A 19,722-nucleotide genomic window follows, 5' to 3' on the forward strand; every position below is an offset into this window, starting at 1 on the left:
CACCTTTGAAGCTGCTTTTTCATGCTGAGGTGTGCCATGAACATCGCCATCGTCGCTTCCGCCAACGGCAACCAGCGCCACCGCATTCTCTCCGTCGCACGGGAGCTGGGGCGCGAGCACCACGTGACGATCTACTCCCGCCGTGACAGCGCCGACGGCAAGCCCAAGACGCGGGTGGCCCCGGGTGTCACGCTGGAGAGCATCGACGTGGGGCCCGCCAAGGAGCTGGCCGCCGACGAGGTGGCGCCGTATCTGAACGAGGTCGGCCTGCATCTGGGCAAGCGCTGGTCGCAGGACCGCCCCGACGTGATCCACGCGTTCTCGTGGACCGGCGGGCTGGTCGCGGTGGCGGGCGCCGAGGGCCTCGGGGTGCCGGTGACGCAGACGTTCCACCGGATCGACGCCGTGCACAAGGACTTGGAGCGGGCGCTCGGACGCCGGGCCAACGCGGTCATCGCGGGCTCGGGCGACGAGGAGTCCGCGCTCATCAGGCTCGGCGTCCCGCGCGGGAACATCTCCGTGGTGCCGTACGGCGTCGACACCGAGCGCTTCCAGCGCCGGGGCGCGGTGGCCACGCGCGGCAGCCGCAAGCGCCTGCTGCACGTCGGGCCGCTCTCGATCGACCGGGGCGCGCACACGATCGTGCGGGCGCTTCCCGGCCTCGGCGACGACGTGGAGCTGGTCATCGCCGGCGGCCCCGAGCCGGACGAGCTGGAGCAGGACCGCGACGCCCGCCGCCTGCGGGCGCTCGCCGAGCAGCTCGGCGTCGCCGACCGGGTGACGCTGCTCGGCCAGGTGAAGCGCTCCGCCGTGCCGAAGCTGATGCGCAGCGCGGACGCCGTGGTGTCGGTGCCGCGCGAGGCCGTGACGGGCATCGTGGCGCTGGAGGCCATGGCCTGCGGCGTGCCGGTGATCGCCTCGGCCGTGGGCGCGCACCTGGACTCCATCATCGACGGCGTCACCGGGCTGCTGGTGCCGCCGGACCGGCCGGCCCGCACCGCGCAACTGGCCCGCGAGCTGCTCTACGACCCCACGCTGCGCACCGCGCTCGGCTACGCCGGCGCCGACCGGGCGCGCTCGCGCTACTCCTGGGAGCGGGTGAGCCAGGAGCTCGTCCGGGTCTACGAGTCCTGCGCCTGATCCCGCTCCCCCGGCACTCCCCGCATCGACGCTCCCCCGCGATCACCCCGGCAGGTGGCTCTCAGCCACCTGCCGTCTCCCTGCCACGAGCCTCAAGACGAGCGCCCGCTCTCAGCACCGGCTGCTCAGAGGAGCCGGGCGGCCTTCAGCGCCAGGTGCACGGCCAGGCGGTCGTCGCCGTCCGACAGGTCGCGACGGGTGAGCCGCTCGGCCTTGGCCAGCCGGTAGTAGAGCGTCTGGCGGTGCACGCCGAGCTGCGCGGCGGTCTGCTGCACGTGGCCGCCCCGATCGAGATAGACCTCCACCGTGTGGGCGAGCTCGGCGTCCAGCGCCGCCGCCTCCGCCGCCAGCTCGCGCAGGTCGGCCTGGCTGAGCCGGGCCAGCAGGCGATGCACGCCCAGGTCCTCCCAGCGGGCGATCGGGGCGTGGCGCGGGAAGTGCTCGGCGATGCGCAGCGCCTGGCGGGCCTCGCGCCAGCTCAGCCACGCCTCCCCCGGGTCGTCGCGGGGCGCGCCGACGCCGGCCGCGGTGCCGTAGGCGCCCTGCACCGTACGCGCCACCTCCTCCGCCAGATGCGCTGGGGCGAGCAGCGCCACCGGCGAGCCGGTACGGGCGAGCACGCCGCGCGGCAGCGTCCACAGGGCGGCCACACGCTCCGGCGACTCGCGTACCGCGATGGCCGTCACCGGGCCCGTCACCTCCAGCGACACCGAGGCGCGCTCCTCGGGGTCGGCCGAGAGCAGGGCGCGCAGCCCGTACCCGAGGTCCTGGCGGCTGCGCGCCTCCTGGGCGAGCGCGGCGGCGGCCCTGGCCACCAGCGGCGCGGCCGACGCGAGCCGCTGGTCGGTCAGCTCGCCCGAGTCGAGCAGCCACAGGTAGCCGTAGGTGACCTCGGCGTGCCGCAGCGGCCAGCAGACCCTGGCGAGAACCTTCAGCTCGGCGTCGGCGGGGATCCGCACCGGGCCGCTCGCGCGGGCAATGCCGTAGCGCTCGAAGTACTCGCGCACCTCTCCGGTGGCGCGGCGGCGCAGGATCGACTCCTGGCGCACCGTGTCGATGTCGCCGTGCTGCGCGCCGTAGGCCAGCAGGCGGAACGAGCGGTCCTCCAGCGTCGCGGACGCGCCCAGCCGGGCGGCGATCTCATCCACGATCTCTTGCAGGTCTGCCGAGTTGTGCATTTGTACGACAGCCTCCCACACCGGGCGTTACGCGCGTCGATGGCCCCCTCTGAGCTGGCTTTTTAGACTCGAAGCATGCTGGGTCAACTGCTGCTCGCCGCTTCGCGGAGCGGGCTCGTACGCCGTTCCGTCTCAAGCTTCCCGCTCACGAAGAGGGTCGTGAAGCGGTTCGTCGCGGGTGAGAGCGTTCAGCAGGCCCGTGACGCCATCGAGCGGCTGCGCGACGCGGGGCTCGCCGTCACGGTCGACCATCTCGGCGAGGAGACGCTCGACGCGCGGGCCGCCGAGGCGGTCACCGACGCGTACATCACGCTGCTGCAGACCATCAGGCCGCTGGACCTCGGCAGGCGGGGCGAGGTGTCGGTCAAGCTGTCGGCCATCGGGCAGCGGCTCGACGAGTCGATGGCGCTGGAGCACGCCCGCGAGATCTGCGCCGCCGCCGCGGCCAACGGCTCCACCGTGACGCTCGACATGGAGGACCACACCACGGTCGACTCCACGCTGACGATCCTGCGCAAGCTGCGCGAGGACTACCCCGACACGGGGGTGGCGATCCAGGCGTACCTGTTCAGGAGCGAACAGGACTGCCGCGACCTCGCCGCCGAGGGCTCCCGCGTACGCCTGGTCAAGGGCGCCTACCGCGAGCCCGCCTCCGTCGCGCACCAGGGCAGGACCGCGGTCGACAGGGCGTACGTGCGATGCCTGCGGATCCTCATGGCGGGGAAGGGGTACCCCATGGTGGCGACGCACGACGACCGCATGATCGCGATCACGGAGCTGCTCGCCGACCGGTTCGGCCGGACGATCGGCGACCACGAGTTCCAGATGCTCTACGGAATCAGGACCGACCTACAGGAGTCCCTGGCGGGGGCAGGCCACACGGTCCGCGTCTACGTCCCCTACGGCGACGACTGGTACGGCTACTTCATGCGCCGCCTGGCCGAGCGCCCCGCCAACGTCGCCTTCTTCCTTCGTGCCCTTGGGGGTAAGTAAATGGATGCCATCAGCAACGTCCCCGTGCCCGCGAACGAGCGCGTGTACGGCTACGCGCCCGGCAGCCCCGAGCGGGCCGCGCTGGAGGACCGTATCAAGGAGCTGACCGGTTCGACGGCCGAGCTCACCATGACCATCGGCGGCGAGCAGCGTCCGGGCGGCGGTGCCCCCATCGACGTCGTGCAGCCGCACAACCATGCCTCCGTCCTGGGCCGTACCAACGACGCTACGGCCCGGGACGTGCAGGACGCCATCGACGCCGCGCTGGCGGCGGCGCCGTCCTGGCGCGCGATGTCGTTCGACGACCGGGCGGCGATCTTCCTGCGGGCCGCCGACCTGCTGGCCGGGCCGTGGCGGGCGACGCTGAACGCGGCGACCATCCTCGGGCAGTCGAAGTCGGTGCAGCAGGCGGAGATCGACTCGGCCTGCGAGCTGATCGACTTCCTGCGCTTCAACGTCTCGTACGCGCGCAAGCTCTACGCCGACCAGCCGATCTCCTCGCCCGGCGTGTGGAACAGGATGGAGTACCGCCCGCTCGAAGGCTTCGTGCTGGCGATCACGCCGTTCAACTTCACCGCCATCGCCGGCAACCTGCCGACCTCCGCGGCGCTGATGGGCAACGTCGTCGTCTGGAAGCCGTCGCCCACCCAGCAGTTCGCCGCGCACTTCACGATGCGGCTGCTGGAGGCCGCCGGGCTGCCTCCCGGCGTCATCAACATGGTCACCGGCAACGGGCAGGCCGTCTCCGAGGTGGCGCTGACCCACCCGGCGCTGGCCGGCATCCACTTCACCGGCTCCACCGCGACGTTCCAGCACCTGTGGCGGACCGTCGGCGAGAACATCTCCGGCTACCGCTCCTACCCGCGCCTCGTCGGCGAGACGGGCGGCAAGGACTTCGTGCTCGCCCACCCCTCCGCCGACCCGGCCGTGCTCTCCACCGTGCTGATCAGGGGCGCCTTCGAGTACCAGGGCCAGAAGTGCTCGGCCGCCTCCCGCGCGTACGTGCCGCGCTCGATCTGGAACCGCATGCGTGACGACTTCGTCGCCACCGCCGAGTCGCTGACCGTGGGCGACGTGGCGGGCGACCTGTCGACGTTCATGGGCGCGGTCATCGACGCGCGGGCCTTCGCCAAGCACAAGACCGCCATCGACCGGGCGCGGGCGGCCGGGAACATCGACGTGCTCACCGGCTCGTACGACGACTCCGTCGGCTACTTCGTCAAGCCGACCATCCTGGAGTGCGCCGACCCCACCGACGAGATCTTCGTCAAGGAGTACTTCGGGCCGATCCTCGGCGTGCACGTCTACGACGACGGCGACTACGACACGGTGCTCGACCAGATGGAGGGCATCGCGCCGTACGCGCTGACCGGCTCGATCGTCGCCGACGACCGGTTCGCCATCGCCGACGCCTCCCGGCGGCTGCGCTTCGCGGCCGGCAACTTCTACATCAACGACAAGCCGACCGGCGCCGTCGTGGGCCAGCAGCCGTTCGGCGGCGGCCGGGCCTCCGGCACCAACGACAAGGCGGGCTCGATCCACAACCTGACGCGGTGGGTGAGCGCCCGCGCGATCAAGGAGACGTTCGTGCCTCCGACCGACCACCGTTACCCGCACATGGGCTGAACCGCCCATCACAGCTGAGAGCCTCCCGGTCCTGCCCCGGGAGGCTCTCGGCGTTCCTGGGCACGGCGCCAGGACATCCCGGCACGGCTCCCGGCCACCGGCACGGCTTCGGTGCGTGCTCTGATGGCATGAAGTGCAAGGATCGTGTCATTGACGCCCTCGCAGGGCCGCCACCAGCATGGAAGGCATGCAGCGACGAGTCCTCATCGTCGTCTTCCCCGGTTTCCAGCTCCTCGACATGGCCGGGCCGGCCGACGTCTTCGGCACCGCCACGCACATCAGGCCCGAGGCGGGCTACGCCGTCGAGGTGGGGTCGGCGGCGGGCGGCGAGGTCACGGCGGGCAACGGCGTGACGGTCACGACCCGGCCGCTCGCCGGGATCAGCGAACCGGTGGACACGCTGATGGTGGCGGGCGGGCCGTCCGTGCCCGAGCGGCTGGCCGACGGCGAGCTGATCGGGCAGATCGCCCGGATCTCGACCCGGGCGCGGCGTACCGCGTCGGTGTGCAACGGCGCGTTCCTGCTCGCCGAGGCCGGCCTGCTCGAACGGCGGCGCGCCACCACGCACTGGCTCGTCGCCGACGACATGCGCAGCCGCTACTCCGGCGTGGACGTGGACGCCGACCCCCTCTACATCGAGGACGGCGACGTGTGGACGTCGGCGGGCGTGCTGTCCGGCGTGGACCTCGCGCTCGCCCTCGTCGCCCGGGATCACGGCCACGACCTCGCCCGGAAGGTCGCCCGCGGGCTCGTGGTCTATCTGCACAGGCCCGGAGGGCAGAGCCAGTTCAGCACCGCCATGCGGGCGCTGACGCCGCGCAGCGAGCCGCTCAGGGAGCTGCAGAGCTTCATCGACGCGAACCCGGCCGCCGACCTCAGCGTGCCCGCGCTCGCCGCGCGGGCCGGCATGAGCCAGCGCCACTTCTCCCGCGTCTTCACCGCCCAGACCGGCATGTCACCCGGCCGGTACGTCGAGCGCAGCCGCGCCGACACCGCCAGGCGGCTCCTGGAGATCACCTCGCTGCCGCTCGACGCCGTGGCCAGGGAGTCCGGGCTCGGCTCCCCTGAGACCCTCTACCGCGTCTTCAGGCGGCACTGGCGGACCTCCCCCGGCGACCACCGGCGCCGGTTCCAGTCGAAGGAGAGGTAATCCTCATGCACGTCGCCATCCCGCTCTACCGCCGCTTCACCGCGCTTGACGTGGCCGGGCCTTACACGGTGCTGAGCATGGCGCCCGGGTTCTCCGTCACGCTCGTCGCCGCCGAGCGCGGGCCCGTCTCCGACGACTGGGGCACGTTCCGGCTCGAGGCCACCGCCACCTACGACGAGGTGCCCACGCCCGACGTCATCCTGGTGCCCGGCGGCACCGGCACCCTCGACGTGCTCTCCGACGAGGCGCTGGTCGGCTGGATCCGGCAGGCGCACGAGCACACCCGCTGGACCACCTCCGTCTGCACCGGCTCGCTCCTGCTCGGCGCGGCCGGCATCCTCAAGGGCCTGCCCGCCACCGGCCACTGGGGGCTTCTCGACCTCCTCGAGCAGTACGGCGCCGAGCCGGTGAGCTCGCGCGTGGTCACGACCGGCAAGATCGTCACGGCGGCGGGGGTGTCGGCGGGCATCGACATGGCGCTCTCCCTCCTCGGCCAGGCCGCCGACGAGGCCACCGCCCAGGCCGTGCAGCTCGCCATCGAATACGACCCCGAGCCGCCCTTCACGTCCGGCTCCCTGCGTACCGCCCCGGAAGGCATCCCCGAGCGCGCACTCCACCTCCTGACCGACGTCCCCGCCTGACAGCCGGCCTGTCCGCCCCCACCGCACCACGGCAAAACGGGGTGGACGGGCGAGCGGCCGAAGCCGGCCACCGCCACCCACTCCTCCGGCGCCTCGCCGCGCATCCGCCGCCGGCGGGCCGGCTCGTCCCCCCGCCGGCGGACCACGTCGTCGAGCAGGTGGTCGAGCAGGTGGTCGAGCAGGTGGTCGAGGGCCCTGGCGGTCTCGGGGTCGCCGGGCCGATCGCCGTAGGCGAAGCCGCCCGGCGGGCGACGACGCTGCCGTGGCTGCTGCTCGCGCTGTACGCGGGCGCGGTGGCCGGCAGGACCGACCGGCGGCGCATCATGGTGCGGGCCAACCTCGCGCGCGCCGCGCTGCCGGCCCTGGTCACCGTGCTCGCGGTCACGGGCTCGCTCGGCTACCGGGTGCTGCTCGCGGCGGTGCTGCCGGCCGGAGTGAGCGAGGTGTTCGCCGATCTCTCCGCTGCCGGGTATGCGGGGCACGTACGCGCCGGCCGCACCCGACCGTGTACGGCCGATGCGGACCTCCATCAAGGAGGCGCCGGCGTTCCTGTGGTCGCACCGGGTGCCGCGCGGCCTGGCGCTCACGGCCGGGGCGGCCAACGTCGCCAACGCCGCCTACTTCGGCGTCTTCGCGCTCTGGGCGGTCGGCGAGGGGCCGGCGATCGGGCTCGAGCCCGCCCAGTACGGCCTGATGACCACGGCGCTGGCGGCGGGCGCCATACCGGGGTCGCTGCCGTCGGAGCGGGCGACGCGGCGGTTCGGGGAGCTCCGCATGCTCCTGGTCGGCTGGATGATCTCCAGCCTGCTGCTCCCGGCGCCCGTGCTCGTGCCGTCCCCGTGGGTCCTCTGCCCCACCGCCGTTGCTCTGGGGCGTGGCCGGCGCGGCGGTCAACGTCCTGGTGATCTCGGCCCGGCAGCGGCTCATCCCGGTGGAGCTCCTCGGCCGGGTCAACTCGGCGTACCGGCTCATCGGCATGGGCTCGATGCCGCTCGGAGCGGCTCTCGGAGGCGTCGTGGCCGAATTCACCGGGGTTCCTGCCGTCCTCACAGGCGCGGCTGGAGTATGTTTGGTGGCTGTCGGGCCGCTGTGGCGTGCTTTGTCGGATCGGTTTTCCGCGCCTCCGACCAGCACCGCCGCACATTCCGACATATCCGGATCACGTTAGGCACCCAAGAGCCTGTACGGAAGTGACATGATTATCCCCGAGCATGAGGGGATGGTATGCGGCAGATCGGCGGACGGTACCTCCTGAACGAGGAGGCCGGTCGTGGGGGTATGGGAGTTGTCTGGCGGGCGTTCGATCAGCTCCTTCACCGTACGGTGGCGCTCAAGGAGCTGACCCTTACCGGCGAGGTCGAGATGGTGCGCCGGAGGGTGCTCCGTGAGGCCAGGATGGCCGCCGGGCTCAGCCACCCCAATATCGTGACGGTGCACGACCTGATCGAGGAGGGCGGCAAGCTCTGGATCGTGATGGAGTACCTCGACGGGCTCTCATTGCACCAGCTGCTCTCGCAGGTGGGCACGCTGCCCGCGCAGTCGGTGGCGGCGATCGGCCAGCACCTGCTGGCGGCGCTGCGCACCGCGCACGAGGCGGGCGTGCTCCATCGCGACGTCAAGCCCGCCAACGTCATGCTGACGGGCGACCGGGTGGTGCTCACCGACTTCGGCATAGCGACAGCCGAAGGCGACATCCGCATGACCACGTCGCGGCGGCTGCGCGGCACGCCGGCGTTCATGGCGCCCGAGCGCCTGCACGGCGGGCCGGCCAGCAAGGAAGCGGACATGTGGTCGTTCGGCGCCACCCTGTACAGCGCCATCGAGGGCCAGCCGCCCTACCCGGGCCAGGACGCGGCGACCGTGCTCGGCATGGCGCGCAGCGGCCCCTACCCGCCACCGCGCCGCGCCGGGATCATGCGCCCGCTCATCGAGGGCCTGCTGCACCACGACCCGGTGCGCAGGTTCACCCTGGAGCAGACGGCGGGCCTGCTGGCCGGCATGCGCGCCAGCGCCTACCAGGCGGCCATCTGACCCCACCGTTCCGGTTCCCGCCTCGGCCGCCGAGCGCCGGCCGAGGCGGGAGCCGGGGGTGCGCGCGTCCCGCCGTCGTACGGCCGCCCTTCGGAGCGCGTAGGACCCAAGCGCGCCGCCCTTCCACGTGAGACGCGAGCGCGCCGCCCTTCCGCGCGAGACGCGGGCTTTCTGCGTAAGCCGCAGGCGCGCCGCCTTTCCGCGTGAGACGCGGGCTTTCTGCGTAAGCCGCGGGCGCGCCGCCTTTCCGGAGGAGCGCAAGACACGGCGCCGCCTTTCCGGGGGCGCGCAAGACACGGGCGCTCCGGCCCTTGTCGGGGCCTCAGCCTTCCTTCTTGGCGCGAGCCTCGGCCTCGGCGGCGTCCATGGCCTCGGCCTCTTCGGGGGTGGGGGCGGTGCCGCCGAGGTGGGCCGGCTGCCACCAGACGCCGGGCGGGATCTCCGGGTACGTGCGCTGCGCCCTGTCCACCAGCTCGGTGAGCCGCCCACGCAGGTCGGCGACGTGATCGGTGACGTTCTCACCGCGCTTGGGGTACATCGGCTCGCCCACCAGGATCGTCATGGGGATGTGCCGCTGCAGCAGCTTGCGCGGGCGCCCCTTGGTCCACAGGCGCTGGCTGCCCCACAGCGCGACGGGGATGACGGGCGTGCCGGTGGCCTGGGCCATGCGGATCGCGCCGTTCTTGATCTCTTTGACGGTGAACGAGCGGCTGATCGTGGCCTCGGCGAACACGCCGACGACCTCGCCGGCCTTGAGCATCCGCAGGGCGGTGGCGTACGAGCCGGCCCCCGCGCCCCGGTCGACCGGGATGTGGTGCATGCCGCGCATCAGCGGGCCGGAGATCGGGTGCTCGAACACGTCCTCCTTGGCCATGAAGCGCACCAGCCGCTTGGACGGCAGCGCGGCGAACCCGGCGAAGATGAAGTCGAGGTAGCTGATGTGGTTGCTGACCAGCACCGCTCCCCCCGACCGCGGCACATGCTCGGTCCCCTCCATGTGGAAGCGGATGTCGAGCACGCGAAAGAGGGTCCGCGCGGCGGCGATCACCGGCGGGTACACGATCTCAGCCATGAGCAGACCGTAACCTACCCGGGCGGGTCCGGCGGACGTGGGGAGCCCGGCCATCCGCGCCAGGACGGCCCCTGGCCTGCGGGCTCGCACCGGCCGTCGCGTACACGACGTCCACCCCGCCCACGCCACGACACCTGGGCCGACATCCACCTCACCCACGCCATGACCTTGCCTGGAATATCCATCCCGCCTGCGCCATGACGCTTGCGCGGTCGTGAAAAAGGGCAGATGTTCTGACCATGAAGAAGCTCATCAACACGGCTGATTCCGTCGTTGAGGACGCATTGAACGGCATGGCCGCGGCTCACCCGTCGCTGCGGGTCCGCGACAACGTGGTCTATCGGGCGGCGGGGCCGCGGCCGGGCAAGGTGGGCCTGGTGTCGGGCGGGGGTTCGGGGCACGAGCCGCTGCACGCGGGGTTCGTCGGTTACGGCATGCTCGACGCCGCCTGCTGCGGCGAGATCTTCACCTCGCCGGTGCCCGACCCGATCATCGAGGCGACCACGGCCGTGGACGGCGGCGCCGGGGTGCTGCACATCGTCAAGAACTACACCGGCGACGTGCTCAACTTCGAGATGGCGGCCGACCTGGTCGAGGGCGTCGAGGTGGCGAGCGTGCTGGTGGACGACGACGTCGCCGTACAGGACTCGCTCTACACGGCGGGCCGGCGCGGCACGGGCGCGACGCTGTTCGTGGAGAAGATCGCCGGCGCGGCCGCGGAGGAGGGCCGGCCGCTGCAGGAGGTCGCCGCGGTGGCGACGGAGGTCAACCAGCGCAGCCGCTCCTTCGGCATCGCGCTGACCTCCTGCACGCCGCCCGCCGCCGGCAAGCCCATCTTCGACCTGCCGGAGGGCCAGGTGGAGCTGGGCATCGGCATCCACGGCGAGCCGGGCCGCAGCCGGGTGCCGCTGGCGCCGGCGCGCGAGCTCGCGGGCCTGGCGATGGACGCGATCCACGGCGACATGCCGCTGCGCGGCGACCTGCTGGTCATGGTCAACGGCATGGGCGCCACCCCGCTGTCGGAGCTGTACGTGGTGTTCGGCGAGGTGGCCGCGTACATCAAAGGCAAGGGGGCGAGGGTGGCGCGCTCGCTCGTGGGCAACTACGTGACGAGCCTCGACATGCAGGGCTTCTCGGTCACCGTCTGCCTGCTGGACGACGAGCTCACCCGGTTGTGGGACGCGCCTGTCGAGACGCCGGGACTGCGCTGGGGGCGATGATGGACACCGATCTGTTCGTTGCCTGGTTCGAGGAGAGCGCCAGGCTGATCCGCCGCGAACGCGACCGACTGACCAGGTTGGACGCGGCGATCGGCGACGCCGACCACGGCACCAACCTCGACCGCGGCTTCTCGGAGGTGTGCAAGGCGCTGGCCGACGATCCTCCAGGCTCGCCGTCGGAGGTGCTGACGACGGCGGGTTCGATCCTGATCCGCCGGGTGGGCGGCGCGGCGGGTCCGCTGTACGGGTCGTTGTTCCGGCAGATGGGCAGGGCGCTGCGGGAGTCGCCGGTGACGCTCGCGGGGTTCGCGGCGGCGTTCGAGGACGGCGTGGTGGCGATCGAGCGGCTGGGCAAGGCCACGCCGGGCGACAAGACGATGGTGGACGCGCTGACCCCCGCGTCCCGCGCGCTGGCGCTGGCCGTACGCGACGGCGTGGGCGTGCACGAGGCGCTGGTCAAGGCGGCGGACGCGGCCTTGGAGGGGGCGAAGGCCACGATCCCGATGCAGGCGAAGAAGGGCAGGGCGAGCTACTTGGGAGAGCGCAGCATCGGCCACGAGGACCCGGGTGCCGCCTCGGCGGCGCTGCTGCTCGAAGCGCTGGCGAGCGTGGCGGGATGAGGGCCGCGGGCGCGCGCTCGTGGCCGGGCTCTGGAGAGGCGGTGCGATCGTTGGGCTGCGAGGCGCTGTGATGGTGGGCGTGGTGCTGATCTCACACAGTGCCGGGCTGGCGACCGAGGCGGTACGGCTGGTCCGGGGTATCGCGGGCGATGACGTGCCGGTGGCGGCCGCGGGCGGGACGGCCGACGGCGGGCTGGGCAGCAGCGTGGAGCTGATCGAGGCGGCGGTGCGCAGCGTCGACACGGGCGACGGGGTGGTGCTCATCCCCGACATCGGCAGCTCGGTACTGAACGCACGGCTGCTGGCCGATGAGGGCAAGGCGGTGGTGGCCGATGTGCCGTTCATCGAGGGCGCGATCGCGGCGGCGGTGACGGCGGGCGCGGGAGAGCCGCTGGCCGAGGTCGTGGCGGCCGCCGAGGAGGCCCGCACCCAGCGCAAGTTCTGACACGGGCGCCCCTCGGCGGCGGGCGCAAGACCTCGGAGGACGGGCGGGAACCGTCAGTGGCCCTTGAACGCCTCCTCCAGCCACCAGGAGCCGCGCTCCCTTGTCACCTTGCCGTGCACCAGCAGCGGGCGGTCCCTGGGCCCGGAGAGCCAGGCGGAGACGCCGGCCAGGTCCTCGCGGCGGGTGACGGTGACGGCGTCCATGCCGTGGCCGCGCGCGATGGCGGCGAGGTCGGCGGGCGGGAACGTGACCGTGCCGAGCGGGTGGCCGTGCGGGCCGAAGTGGTGCACCTCGGCGCCGTAGGCCTCGTCGTCGTACACGACGATCACCATCGGCAGCCCCAGCCGGGCCACGGTCTCCAGCTCGGCGAGGCCCATGAGGAGGCCGCCGTCGCCGAGCGCGGCCACGGGGAGCCGGTCGGGCCTGGCGAGCGCGGCGCCGATCGCGGTCGCGAGGCCGAGACCGACGGACTGGAACGCCTGGGTGAAGCAGAACCCGTTCTCGTCCGGCACGTCCAGGAACATCGACGGGTATCCCATGAAGTTGCCGGAGTCGACGGCGACGACGCGCTCGGCGGGCAGCAGGTCGTCCAGGCCGATGGTGAGCGTCCTGGGGTCGATCCTGCCGCCGGCGCCGTCGTCCTCGTACGGCACCGCCCGCCACCGCCCCTCGGCCTCGATGCGCGCGGCCAGCTCGGGCGTGCGGTAGCCGGCGCGCCGCGGCACCGCCTGCGCGAGGGCGGCGGCGGCCTCGGCGACGTCGCCCACGACGCCGATGTCGGCGGGCACGTGGGTCTTGAGCGCGGCGGGTTCGAGGTCCACCTTGGCCACCCTGGCGCCGGGCGAGACGAGCGTGCCGTGGCGGGTGGTCCACATGTTGAGCGCGCAGCCCCAGCCCACGATGAGGTCGGCGTCCCTGATCAGCTCGGCCGCGAGCGGGGTGGCGAAGCCGCCGCAGACGTCGAGGTCCCAGGGGCTGCCGCGGAACAGTCCCTTCGCCACGGCCGAGGTGGCGAGCAGCGCCCCGGTGCGCTCGGCCAGCGCCTCCAGCTCGCGGCGGGCGTGCCGGGCGCCGCGGCCCGCGATGAACACCGGCCGGTCCGCCGACTCCAGCGCGGCGGCCAGCTCGCCGATCTCGGGCGCGGCGCGGGGCGCCGCGGGCTCTCCGGGCACGTCGAGGTCGCCGGAGCAGGGCGCGGCCTGGACGCCGAGCGGCAGGTTGAGCAGCACCGTGCGCCGCTCCCCCGCCGCCACCCGGTAGGCCCGGGCCGCCTGTGCGGCCGCCTCGCCCGGGTCGGCGGCCCGCATGGCGACCGCGCCCACCGCGGCGGCGAGCCCGGCCTGATCGATGTGGAAGTTGGACTGCGGCTCTGTGGCCTCGCCCGCGAGCACGACCAGCGGCGTGCGGCTCTTGGCCGCCTCGGTGATGCCGGTCAGCGCGTTGGTCAGCCCGGGGCCCTGGTGCACCGAGACGATGCCGGGCCGGCCGCTCATCCTGGCCCAGGCGTCGGCCATGGTGGCGGCCCCGCCCTCGTGGCGGGCGGCGACGAAGCGCACGCCGGCGGCCACGAGGGCGTTGGTGACGTGGAAGTTGCCGCTGCCGACCACCCCGAACGCGGTCTCGGCCCCGCAGGCGGCCAGGGCGCGGCCGACGGCCTCCGCGACGATCAACGTTCCACCAGGGCGAGCACGCGGACAGGGCTGCCGGAGCCGCCCACGATGGGCAGCGGCGGCGCGACCACGACGGCGCCGGTGACGGGCAGCCGGTCGATGTTGCGGAGCTGGGTGAGCCCGTACTTGCCCGCGCCCAGGAGGAAGGAGTGGCACGGGAACGGCGGGTCGAAGGAGTGGGCGGCGCCCGCGTCGGTGCCGACGGTCTCGACGCCGATGCCGAGGATGGGCGTCTCGGAGGCCAGCCACTGCGCGCACTCGGCGGAGATGCCGGGCGTGTGCGGGCCGTTCTCGTCGGCGTTGAGGAACGCGGCCTGGTCGCCGGAGCGGGCGTCCCAGCCGGTGCGGTAGAGCAGCCAGCCGCCGTCGGGGAGCGGGCCGTTGGCGCGCTCCCACTCCTTGACGTGGTCGATCTGGAGGAGGAAGTCGGGGTCCTTGGCCGCCTCGGCGGCGAAGTCGAGCACGACGGCGGGCGCGATGAGGCTGCGGGCCGGCACCTGGGAGACGTCCTGCCCGTCGCGGGCGGTGACCCAGTGGACGGGGGCGTCGAAGTGCGTGCCCGTGTGCTCACCGGTGTGGATGTCGTTCCAGTACCACGCCGGGCCGCGGTCGTCGTACCGGCTGATCTCCTCGAGCCGGAACGGGATCGTGTTGGCGAACGGCTCGGGCAGCTGGAGGATCGGCGTCTCCGCGGTGAGTGGCGCGGTCAGGTCGATCACCTCGATCGCCCCGCTGCGCACGCTGTCCACGAAGCTCTGCAACACCGACATGTCTTCCTCCTTGGTAGGGCTGAGCCGCATCCTCCTACGCCCGCCTTACCAGAGCAAACACGCCGATTCCCGGCGCGTCAGGCTTTGGTCCACTCCGTGCAGCCGCCGGTCTGGAACGCCTTGTCCGTGGGCTGGATGGTGACCACGGCGGCGCCGCTCGGCATGCCGGCCGCGATCACGTCGCCGCTCTCGTCGCGCAGCCTGGCCCAGTAGCACATCGTGAACCCGGCGGCCGGTCCGCTGGTGCGGTAGGTGCCGGGCTGGATGTCGACGCCGACGCGGAGGGTGCGCAGGGACGCGGAGTTGGTGAGCGCCCCGCCGCCGGGCTGCGTCCGCGCGGGCACGCTCTGGGCCGGCGGCTGGTCAGGCGGGCCCTGGGCAGGTGGACTCTGAGCAGGCGGCATCTGCCCGGGAGGGCTCTCGGCAGGCGGCGTCTGTACAGGAGGTGTCTGCGCCGGTGGGATCTGGGCGGGATCGGTGGGTACGCCCTGCGTCGGCTGCGCGGGAAGCCCGGTGTCCGCGGGAGGCGTCCGGCTCTTCTCGACCGTCACCGTCACCCTCGGCGCGGGCTCGCCGCTCGACGACGAGGAGCCGGCGCCCAGCCCGACGAACACCCCCAGCAGGAAGCCCAGCAGCGCGGCCAGCCCCGCGACGAGCACGATGATCGGCGGGCTGCTCGTCGCACGGGGGTATTGCGGGTAGTCAGGGGGAGGCGGCCCGTACATCACGGGTCTCAGCGTGCCACCCCTGTCAACCCCGCACTGTCAACCCCGCACTGTCAGCCAGCACTGTCAGCCCAGCACTGTCAGCCCAGCACTGTCAGCCTCACGCTGTCACCCCTGAACGGGCCGGGTCAGCGGTGCAGGTAGTCGACGAGCGAGGCCTTCTCCGTCTCCAGCTCCTCGATGGCGCTCTTGACGACGTCGCCGATGCTGACGATGCCGACGAGCCGGCCCTGGTCGACGACGGGCATGTGGCGGAAGCGCTGGGTGGTCATGGTGCGGCGCAGCGAGTCGACGTTCTCCTGCGGCCCCACCGTGGTCACCTCGGTCGTCATGATCGACGACACCGGCATGTCGAGGATGGCGGCGCCCCGGTCGTGCAGGCGGCGTACGACGTCGCGCTCGGAGACGATGCCCTCGATCGTCACCCCGTCAGAGGAGACGACCACCGCCCCGATGTTGCGTTCGGCGAGCTTGGCGAGCAGCTCGCGGACGGTGGCGGACGGTGCCACGCAGGTCACGTCGCTGCCCTTGTTCCGAAGGATCGTACCGATGAGCATGTGCACCACCTCTGTCCCTCAGTGTTCCAGGCCCGTGTCCAGAGCAAACAAGCGGGTGAGAAGCCGGTCGAGCGGTCCCGTAGGCTGCCTGCGTACGAACCCGACACGTCACTCAGGGACCGTGAGAAATGACCGAGCGGCTCAACACCGGAAGCCATGATCTGCCCGTCACCGAGGAACTCGCCGCGTTCATGCGGACCGGGTGGGCGAGCGAGCGGCGGGCGGAGATCGCGCCCCGGCCGATCGCGCCGTGGGCGGCCAAGCGGCGGGCCGCGCTGGCGCAGCGCTTCCCCGGCGAGCGGCTGGTGATCCCGGCGGGCACGCTGAAGGTGCGCAGCAACGACTGCGACTACCGGTTCCGGCCGCACAGCGCGTACTCGTACCTGACGGGGGCGAACGAGTCGGACGACGTGCTGGTGATCGAGCCGTCCGGCGAGGCCGTCCTGTACGTCAGGCCGCGCGCCCCGCGTGCCGAGGGCCAGGAGTTCTACCGCGACCGCCGCTACGGCGAGTTCTGGGCCGGGCCGCGCCCCGACCTGGCGGAGGCGTCCGAGCTGTACCAGATCGAGTGCGCCCACATCCGCGACCTCGATCTGACGGGCCCGGCGCGGGTGCTGCGCGGCGTGGACCCGTCGGTGGACGCGCGGGTCGAGCGCGGCGACGGCGACGCCGAGCTGGAGTCGTTCCTGTCGGAGATGCGGCTGGTCAAGGACGAGTGGGAGGTGGGCGAGCTGCGCTCGGCGGTGGACGCGACCGTGCGCGGTTTCGAGGACGTCGTGCGCGCGCTCCCCCAGGCGTTCGGCCACTCGCGCGGCGAGCGGTACCTGGAGGGCGTGTTCGGCCTGCGGGCGCGCCTCGAGGGCAACGCGGTCGGCTACGAGAGCATCGTGGCCTCGGGCTCGCACGCCTGCGTGCTGCACTGGATCCGCAACGACGGCGCGCTGCGCCGCGACGACCTGCTGCTCATGGACGCCGGCGTCGAGTCCGACACCCTCTACACCGCCGACGTGACCCGCACGATCCCGCTGTCCGGCCGCTTCAGCCCGGTGCAGCGCCAGGTGTACGAGCTGGTGTACGAGGCGCAGACGGCGGCCATCGCGACGCTGCGGCCCGGCGCCCGCTTCCGCGACTTCCACCTGGCGGCGATGCGCGTCATCTGCGACGGGCTGCGCGAGTGGGGGCTGTTCAAGGAGTCGACGGACACGCTCATGGAGACCGGCCTGTACCGCCGCTACACGCTCTGCAGCAGCGGCCACATGCTGGGCCTCGACGTGCACGACTGCGCGAAGTCCAGGGCGGAGGTCTACCTGGACGGCGTGCTGGAGGAGGGCAACGTGCTGACCGTCGAGCCGGGCCTGTACCTGCAGCCGGACGACCTGACGCTGCCGGAGGAGCTGCGCGGCATCGGCGTGCGCATCGAGGACGACCTGCTGATCACGGCGGACGGCGCGGTCATGCTGTCGGACGGCCTGCCCCGCCACCCCGACGAGATCGAGTCCTGGATGGGCGGGCTCCTCTGACGGGCCTGCTGTGACGGGCCTGCTGTGATGGCCTGTTCTGAGAGGCCGGGCACGTTTCGCTGGGCGAGGCGACCGCGTACGCGATCGTGGCCGCGGCATCGGAGGACCAGGACTGCCTGGACGGCGAGCCCGCCGAGAAGTGATCAGCGGCGGCAGGTCGGCGTGGGGTCGAGGAACACCTGCCGCACCTGGGGGAACCGCTCGCGCAGCCGGCGTTCCACCTCGTCGGCCGCCTTCTCGACGCCGCGGGCCGTGGCCTCGTCATGGAAGTCGATCTTGGCGGCGACCAGCACCGCGCCCGGCCCGATCACCATCGTCAGCAGCTCGACCACGCCGGCCACCTCGGGCTGGTCGAGCAGCACGGCGCGAATGCCGTTCTCGACGCTCTCGGGAGCGGCCTGGCCGATGAGCAGCGACAGGTTCGTCCTGATCAGGGTGACCGCGACGACCAGCAGGAGCAGGCCGATCACGACGGAGGCGACGCCGTCCCAGAGCGCCGAGCCGGTGAGCTGTGAGCCGAGCAGCCCTCCTGCGGCCACCAGCAGCCCGATGAGCGCGGCGCCGTCCTCGAACAGCACGGCCTTCAGCGCCGTGTCCGAGGTCACCCGCACCAGCCGCAGGGGCGGGATGCCGTACCGGCCGGCCTCGCGGCGCAGCTGCGCCACCCCTTTGAGGAACGAGGTGCCTTCGAGCACGAACGCGACGGCCAGCACGACGTACGAGGGGATGAGGTTGGCCAGCTCCTCGCCGTGGCCGATCTCGTGCAGGCCGTGCGTGATGGAGAACCCGGCCCCGCCCACCAGCGTCGCCACCGCCGCCATCAAGGCCCAGACGAACCCCGCCTTGCCGTGCCCGAACGGATGCCGCCGGTCCGCCGGCTTGCCCGACCGCCGCACCGCCACCAGCAGCAGCAGCTCGGTCACGGTGTCGGCGGCGGAGTGCGCCGCCTCCGACAGCATCGCCGCCGAGCCACCGATGAGACCGGCGATCAGCTTCGCCGCCGCGATCGCCAGGTTCGCGGCGCCCGCCACGAGCACCGTGCCCAGGCTCTCGCCAGACTTCTCGCCCATAGCGCCCAACCTTACGTGCGCTAGATTGAGTGCGTGAGTGAGCCCCGCTGGCTGTCGCCTGCAGAACAACGTGCCTGGCGTACACATCTGGCGGTCCACAAGCTGCTCATGCACCGGCTCGACCGCGAGCTGCACGCGCACTCGCTCTCGCTCAACGACTACGAGATCCTCGTCAACCTCTCCGAGAGCCCCGGCCGCCGCATGCGGATGAGCGAGCTGGCCGACGTCACCATCCAGTCGCGCAGCCGGCTGTCGCACCAGATCTCCCGCATGGAGGCCAAGGGCCTGGTCGTCAGGGAGGACTGCCGCGACGACCGCAGGGGCACGTACGCGGTGCTGACCGACGAGGGCTGGGAGACCATCCAGCGGGTGGCGCCCCACCACGTGCGGGGCGTGCGCGAGCACTTCGTCGACCGGCTCACCGACGACCAGCTCGACGCGCTCGTGAGCGCGTACACGCCGATCATCGAGCACCTGAAGAAGCTGCGCTGACACCCAACCGATATGCGCGAGCCGCCACGCGTGATCCCCGCGCTGGCTAGCATCCGGTCATGCTCAGAAAGCTACTGATCGTGGCGGTCCTCGCGCTCGCGGCGGCGTGCTCGTCAGGCGGCGCGGGGCAGGAGCTGCCGGCCGGGCCCGACGTGATGAAGAAGGCCGTGGACGCCATGAAGACGGTGAAGTCGGCCGCCTTCTCCATCGCGACCGAGGGCAAGCCGAACGTGCCGCTGAAGAAGGCCGACGGGCGGCTCACGGCGGAGGGGGACGCCGACGGCACGATCACGCTGGAGGCGCTGGGCAACCTGCTCGAGGTCACCTTCGCGGTGGTCGGCGACACCGTTCACTTCAAGGGCGCCACGGGCGGCTTCCAGAAGATGACGCGGCAGCAGCTCGCCCAGATCTACGACCCGTCCGTCATCCTGGAGCCCACCAAGGGCGTCGCGCAGCTGCTCGCCTCCGGCACCGACCCCAAGGTGGAGGCCGTCGAGAACGGCTCCTACCGGGTCGCCACCACCTTCCCCGGCAACGTCGTCGGCCAGATCGTTCCCGGTGTCACGCAGGGCGTGAACGCCACGATCTGGATCGACCAGGCCAGCGGCAGGCTCACCAAGGCCAGCCTGCCGCTGCAGGGCGGCACGGTGACGGTGTCGTTCAGCGACTACGACGCGCCGGTCACGATCAAGCCGCCCGCGGAGTGAGGTCGCGTTCCGGCCGGAAGCGCGCCGGGCCTGACAGGTTCGATCCTGACGGGCTTATCGGGACGGGCCTTATCGAGATGGGCCTGATCGGGACG

At 72.4% G+C, this 19,722-nt stretch carries 20 protein-coding genes and 1 pseudogene; 13 read left to right on the plus strand and 8 right to left on the minus strand.

Features of this window, described 5'->3' with window-relative positions:
- The first annotated feature begins 36 nt into the window (after positions 1–36).
- Complete coding sequence (locus ACGFIM_RS08280; RefSeq protein WP_393196618.1) at positions 37–1,140, plus strand: glycosyltransferase; 1,104 nt, start codon at positions 37–39, stop codon at positions 1,138–1,140.
- Positions 1,141–1,265: 125 nt separating this feature from the next.
- On the opposite strand, the gene ACGFIM_RS08285 is transcribed toward ACGFIM_RS08280, so the two are convergent.
- A complete protein-coding gene (locus tag ACGFIM_RS08285) occupies positions 1,266–2,318 on the minus strand; it encodes a PucR family transcriptional regulator (RefSeq protein ID WP_393196621.1) in 1,053 nt (350 codons plus the stop codon).
- A gap of 75 nt (positions 2,319–2,393) precedes the next feature.
- Between ACGFIM_RS08285 and ACGFIM_RS08290 the strand changes: the two genes are divergently transcribed.
- The 5 genes and pseudogenes from ACGFIM_RS08290 to ACGFIM_RS08310 all read left to right on the plus strand — a co-directional run.
- On the plus strand, positions 2,394–3,311 hold the full coding sequence (locus ACGFIM_RS08290; protein WP_393196624.1) for a proline dehydrogenase family protein: 918 nt from the start codon (positions 2,394–2,396) through the stop codon (positions 3,309–3,311).
- On the plus strand, positions 3,312–4,937 hold the full coding sequence (pruA, locus tag ACGFIM_RS08295; RefSeq protein WP_393196627.1) for an L-glutamate gamma-semialdehyde dehydrogenase: 1,626 nt from the start codon (positions 3,312–3,314) through the stop codon (positions 4,935–4,937). It begins immediately after the preceding gene.
- Between the two features lie 187 nt (positions 4,938–5,124).
- Complete coding sequence (locus ACGFIM_RS08300; protein WP_393196630.1) at positions 5,125–6,087, plus strand: GlxA family transcriptional regulator; 963 nt, start codon at positions 5,125–5,127, stop codon at positions 6,085–6,087.
- Positions 6,088–6,092: 5 nt separating this feature from the next.
- Positions 6,093–6,728: a DJ-1/PfpI family protein gene (locus ACGFIM_RS08305; protein ID WP_393196633.1), complete on the plus strand. Its 636-nt coding sequence runs from the start codon at positions 6,093–6,095 to the stop codon at positions 6,726–6,728.
- Positions 6,729–7,021: 293 nt separating this feature from the next.
- Positions 7,022–7,105 (plus strand): annotated as a pseudogene (locus tag ACGFIM_RS08310) (hypothetical protein); the annotation flags it as partial.
- Positions 7,106–7,345: 240 nt separating this feature from the next.
- On the opposite strand, the gene ACGFIM_RS08315 reads toward ACGFIM_RS08310, so the two are convergent.
- Entirely contained in the window at positions 7,346–7,585 is a 240-nt protein-coding gene (locus ACGFIM_RS08315; RefSeq protein WP_393199760.1) for a hypothetical protein, read from the minus strand.
- Positions 7,586–7,952: 367 nt separating this feature from the next.
- On the opposite strand from ACGFIM_RS08315, the gene ACGFIM_RS08320 reads away from it, so the two are divergent.
- The gene (locus ACGFIM_RS08320; RefSeq protein WP_364054448.1) at positions 7,953–8,759 is read left to right on the plus strand and encodes a serine/threonine-protein kinase; all 807 of its coding nucleotides are present in this window, start codon (positions 7,953–7,955) and stop codon (positions 8,757–8,759) included.
- 322 nt (positions 8,760–9,081) lie between these two features.
- On the opposite strand, the gene ACGFIM_RS08325 is transcribed toward ACGFIM_RS08320, so the two are convergent.
- Positions 9,082–9,831, minus strand: a complete 750-nt coding sequence (locus tag ACGFIM_RS08325; RefSeq protein ID WP_393196636.1) for a lysophospholipid acyltransferase family protein — start codon at positions 9,829–9,831, stop codon at positions 9,082–9,084.
- 239 nt (positions 9,832–10,070) lie between these two features.
- On the opposite strand from ACGFIM_RS08325, the gene dhaK reads away from it, so the two are divergent.
- The 3 genes from dhaK (at position 10,071) to ACGFIM_RS08340 (ending at position 12,116) form a co-directional block, all read left to right on the plus strand.
- Positions 10,071–11,051 (plus strand): dihydroxyacetone kinase subunit DhaK, encoded by a 981-nt coding sequence (gene dhaK, locus ACGFIM_RS08330; protein WP_393196639.1) that lies wholly within the window; start codon positions 10,071–10,073, stop codon positions 11,049–11,051.
- Entirely contained in the window at positions 11,048–11,671 is a 624-nt protein-coding gene (gene dhaL / locus ACGFIM_RS08335) for a dihydroxyacetone kinase subunit DhaL (protein WP_393196642.1), read from the plus strand. The genes dhaK and dhaL overlap by 4 nt, the downstream gene beginning before the upstream one ends.
- Positions 11,672–11,753: 82 nt before the next feature.
- A complete protein-coding gene (locus ACGFIM_RS08340; RefSeq protein WP_393196645.1) occupies positions 11,754–12,116 on the plus strand; it encodes a PTS-dependent dihydroxyacetone kinase phosphotransferase subunit DhaM in 363 nt (120 codons plus the stop codon).
- A 53-nt stretch (positions 12,117–12,169) separates the two neighbouring features.
- Here ACGFIM_RS08340 and ACGFIM_RS08345 read toward each other — a convergent pair whose 3' ends face one another.
- The 4 genes from ACGFIM_RS08345 to ACGFIM_RS08360 form a co-directional block, all read right to left on the minus strand.
- Positions 12,170–13,786 carry a thiamine pyrophosphate-binding protein gene (locus ACGFIM_RS08345; RefSeq protein WP_393196648.1) on the minus strand — a complete coding sequence of 539 codons (1,617 nt, stop codon included), beginning with the start codon at positions 13,784–13,786 and terminating at the stop codon, positions 12,170–12,172.
- Positions 13,783–14,556: a cyclase family protein gene (locus tag ACGFIM_RS08350; RefSeq protein WP_393196651.1), complete on the minus strand. Its 774-nt coding sequence runs from the start codon at positions 14,554–14,556 to the stop codon at positions 13,783–13,785. The genes ACGFIM_RS08345 and ACGFIM_RS08350 overlap by 4 nt, the downstream gene beginning before the upstream one ends.
- A gap of 77 nt (positions 14,557–14,633) precedes the next feature.
- On the minus strand, positions 14,634–15,284 hold the full coding sequence (locus ACGFIM_RS08355) for a hypothetical protein (RefSeq protein ID WP_393196653.1): 651 nt from the start codon (positions 15,282–15,284) through the stop codon (positions 14,634–14,636).
- 125 nt (positions 15,285–15,409) lie between these two features.
- The gene (locus tag ACGFIM_RS08360) at positions 15,410–15,838 is read right to left on the minus strand and encodes a CBS domain-containing protein (RefSeq protein WP_393196655.1); all 429 of its coding nucleotides are present in this window, start codon (positions 15,836–15,838) and stop codon (positions 15,410–15,412) included.
- 128 nt (positions 15,839–15,966) lie between these two features.
- Between ACGFIM_RS08360 and ACGFIM_RS08365 the strand changes: the two genes are divergently transcribed.
- A complete protein-coding gene (locus ACGFIM_RS08365; protein WP_393196658.1) occupies positions 15,967–17,358 on the plus strand; it encodes an aminopeptidase P family protein in 1,392 nt (463 codons plus the stop codon).
- 143 nt (positions 17,359–17,501) lie between these two features.
- Here the strand turns inward: ACGFIM_RS08365 and ACGFIM_RS08370 are convergent, their stop codons facing one another.
- Positions 17,502–18,428: a cation diffusion facilitator family transporter gene (locus ACGFIM_RS08370; protein WP_393196661.1), complete on the minus strand. Its 927-nt coding sequence runs from the start codon at positions 18,426–18,428 to the stop codon at positions 17,502–17,504.
- Positions 18,429–18,461: 33 nt separating this feature from the next.
- Between ACGFIM_RS08370 and ACGFIM_RS08375 the strand changes: the two genes are divergently transcribed.
- Complete coding sequence (locus ACGFIM_RS08375) at positions 18,462–18,920, plus strand: MarR family winged helix-turn-helix transcriptional regulator (protein ID WP_393196664.1); 459 nt, start codon at positions 18,462–18,464, stop codon at positions 18,918–18,920.
- A gap of 59 nt (positions 18,921–18,979) precedes the next feature.
- Positions 18,980–19,627, plus strand: coding sequence for an LppX_LprAFG lipoprotein (locus tag ACGFIM_RS08380; protein WP_393196667.1), 648 nt, complete (start codon positions 18,980–18,982; stop codon positions 19,625–19,627).
- Positions 19,628–19,722: the final 95 nt, after the last annotated feature.

This window comes from Nonomuraea sp. NPDC049309 (assembly GCF_043196965.1).
Taxonomy (GTDB): Bacteria; Actinomycetota; Actinomycetes; order Streptosporangiales; family Streptosporangiaceae; genus Nonomuraea; species Nonomuraea fastidiosa.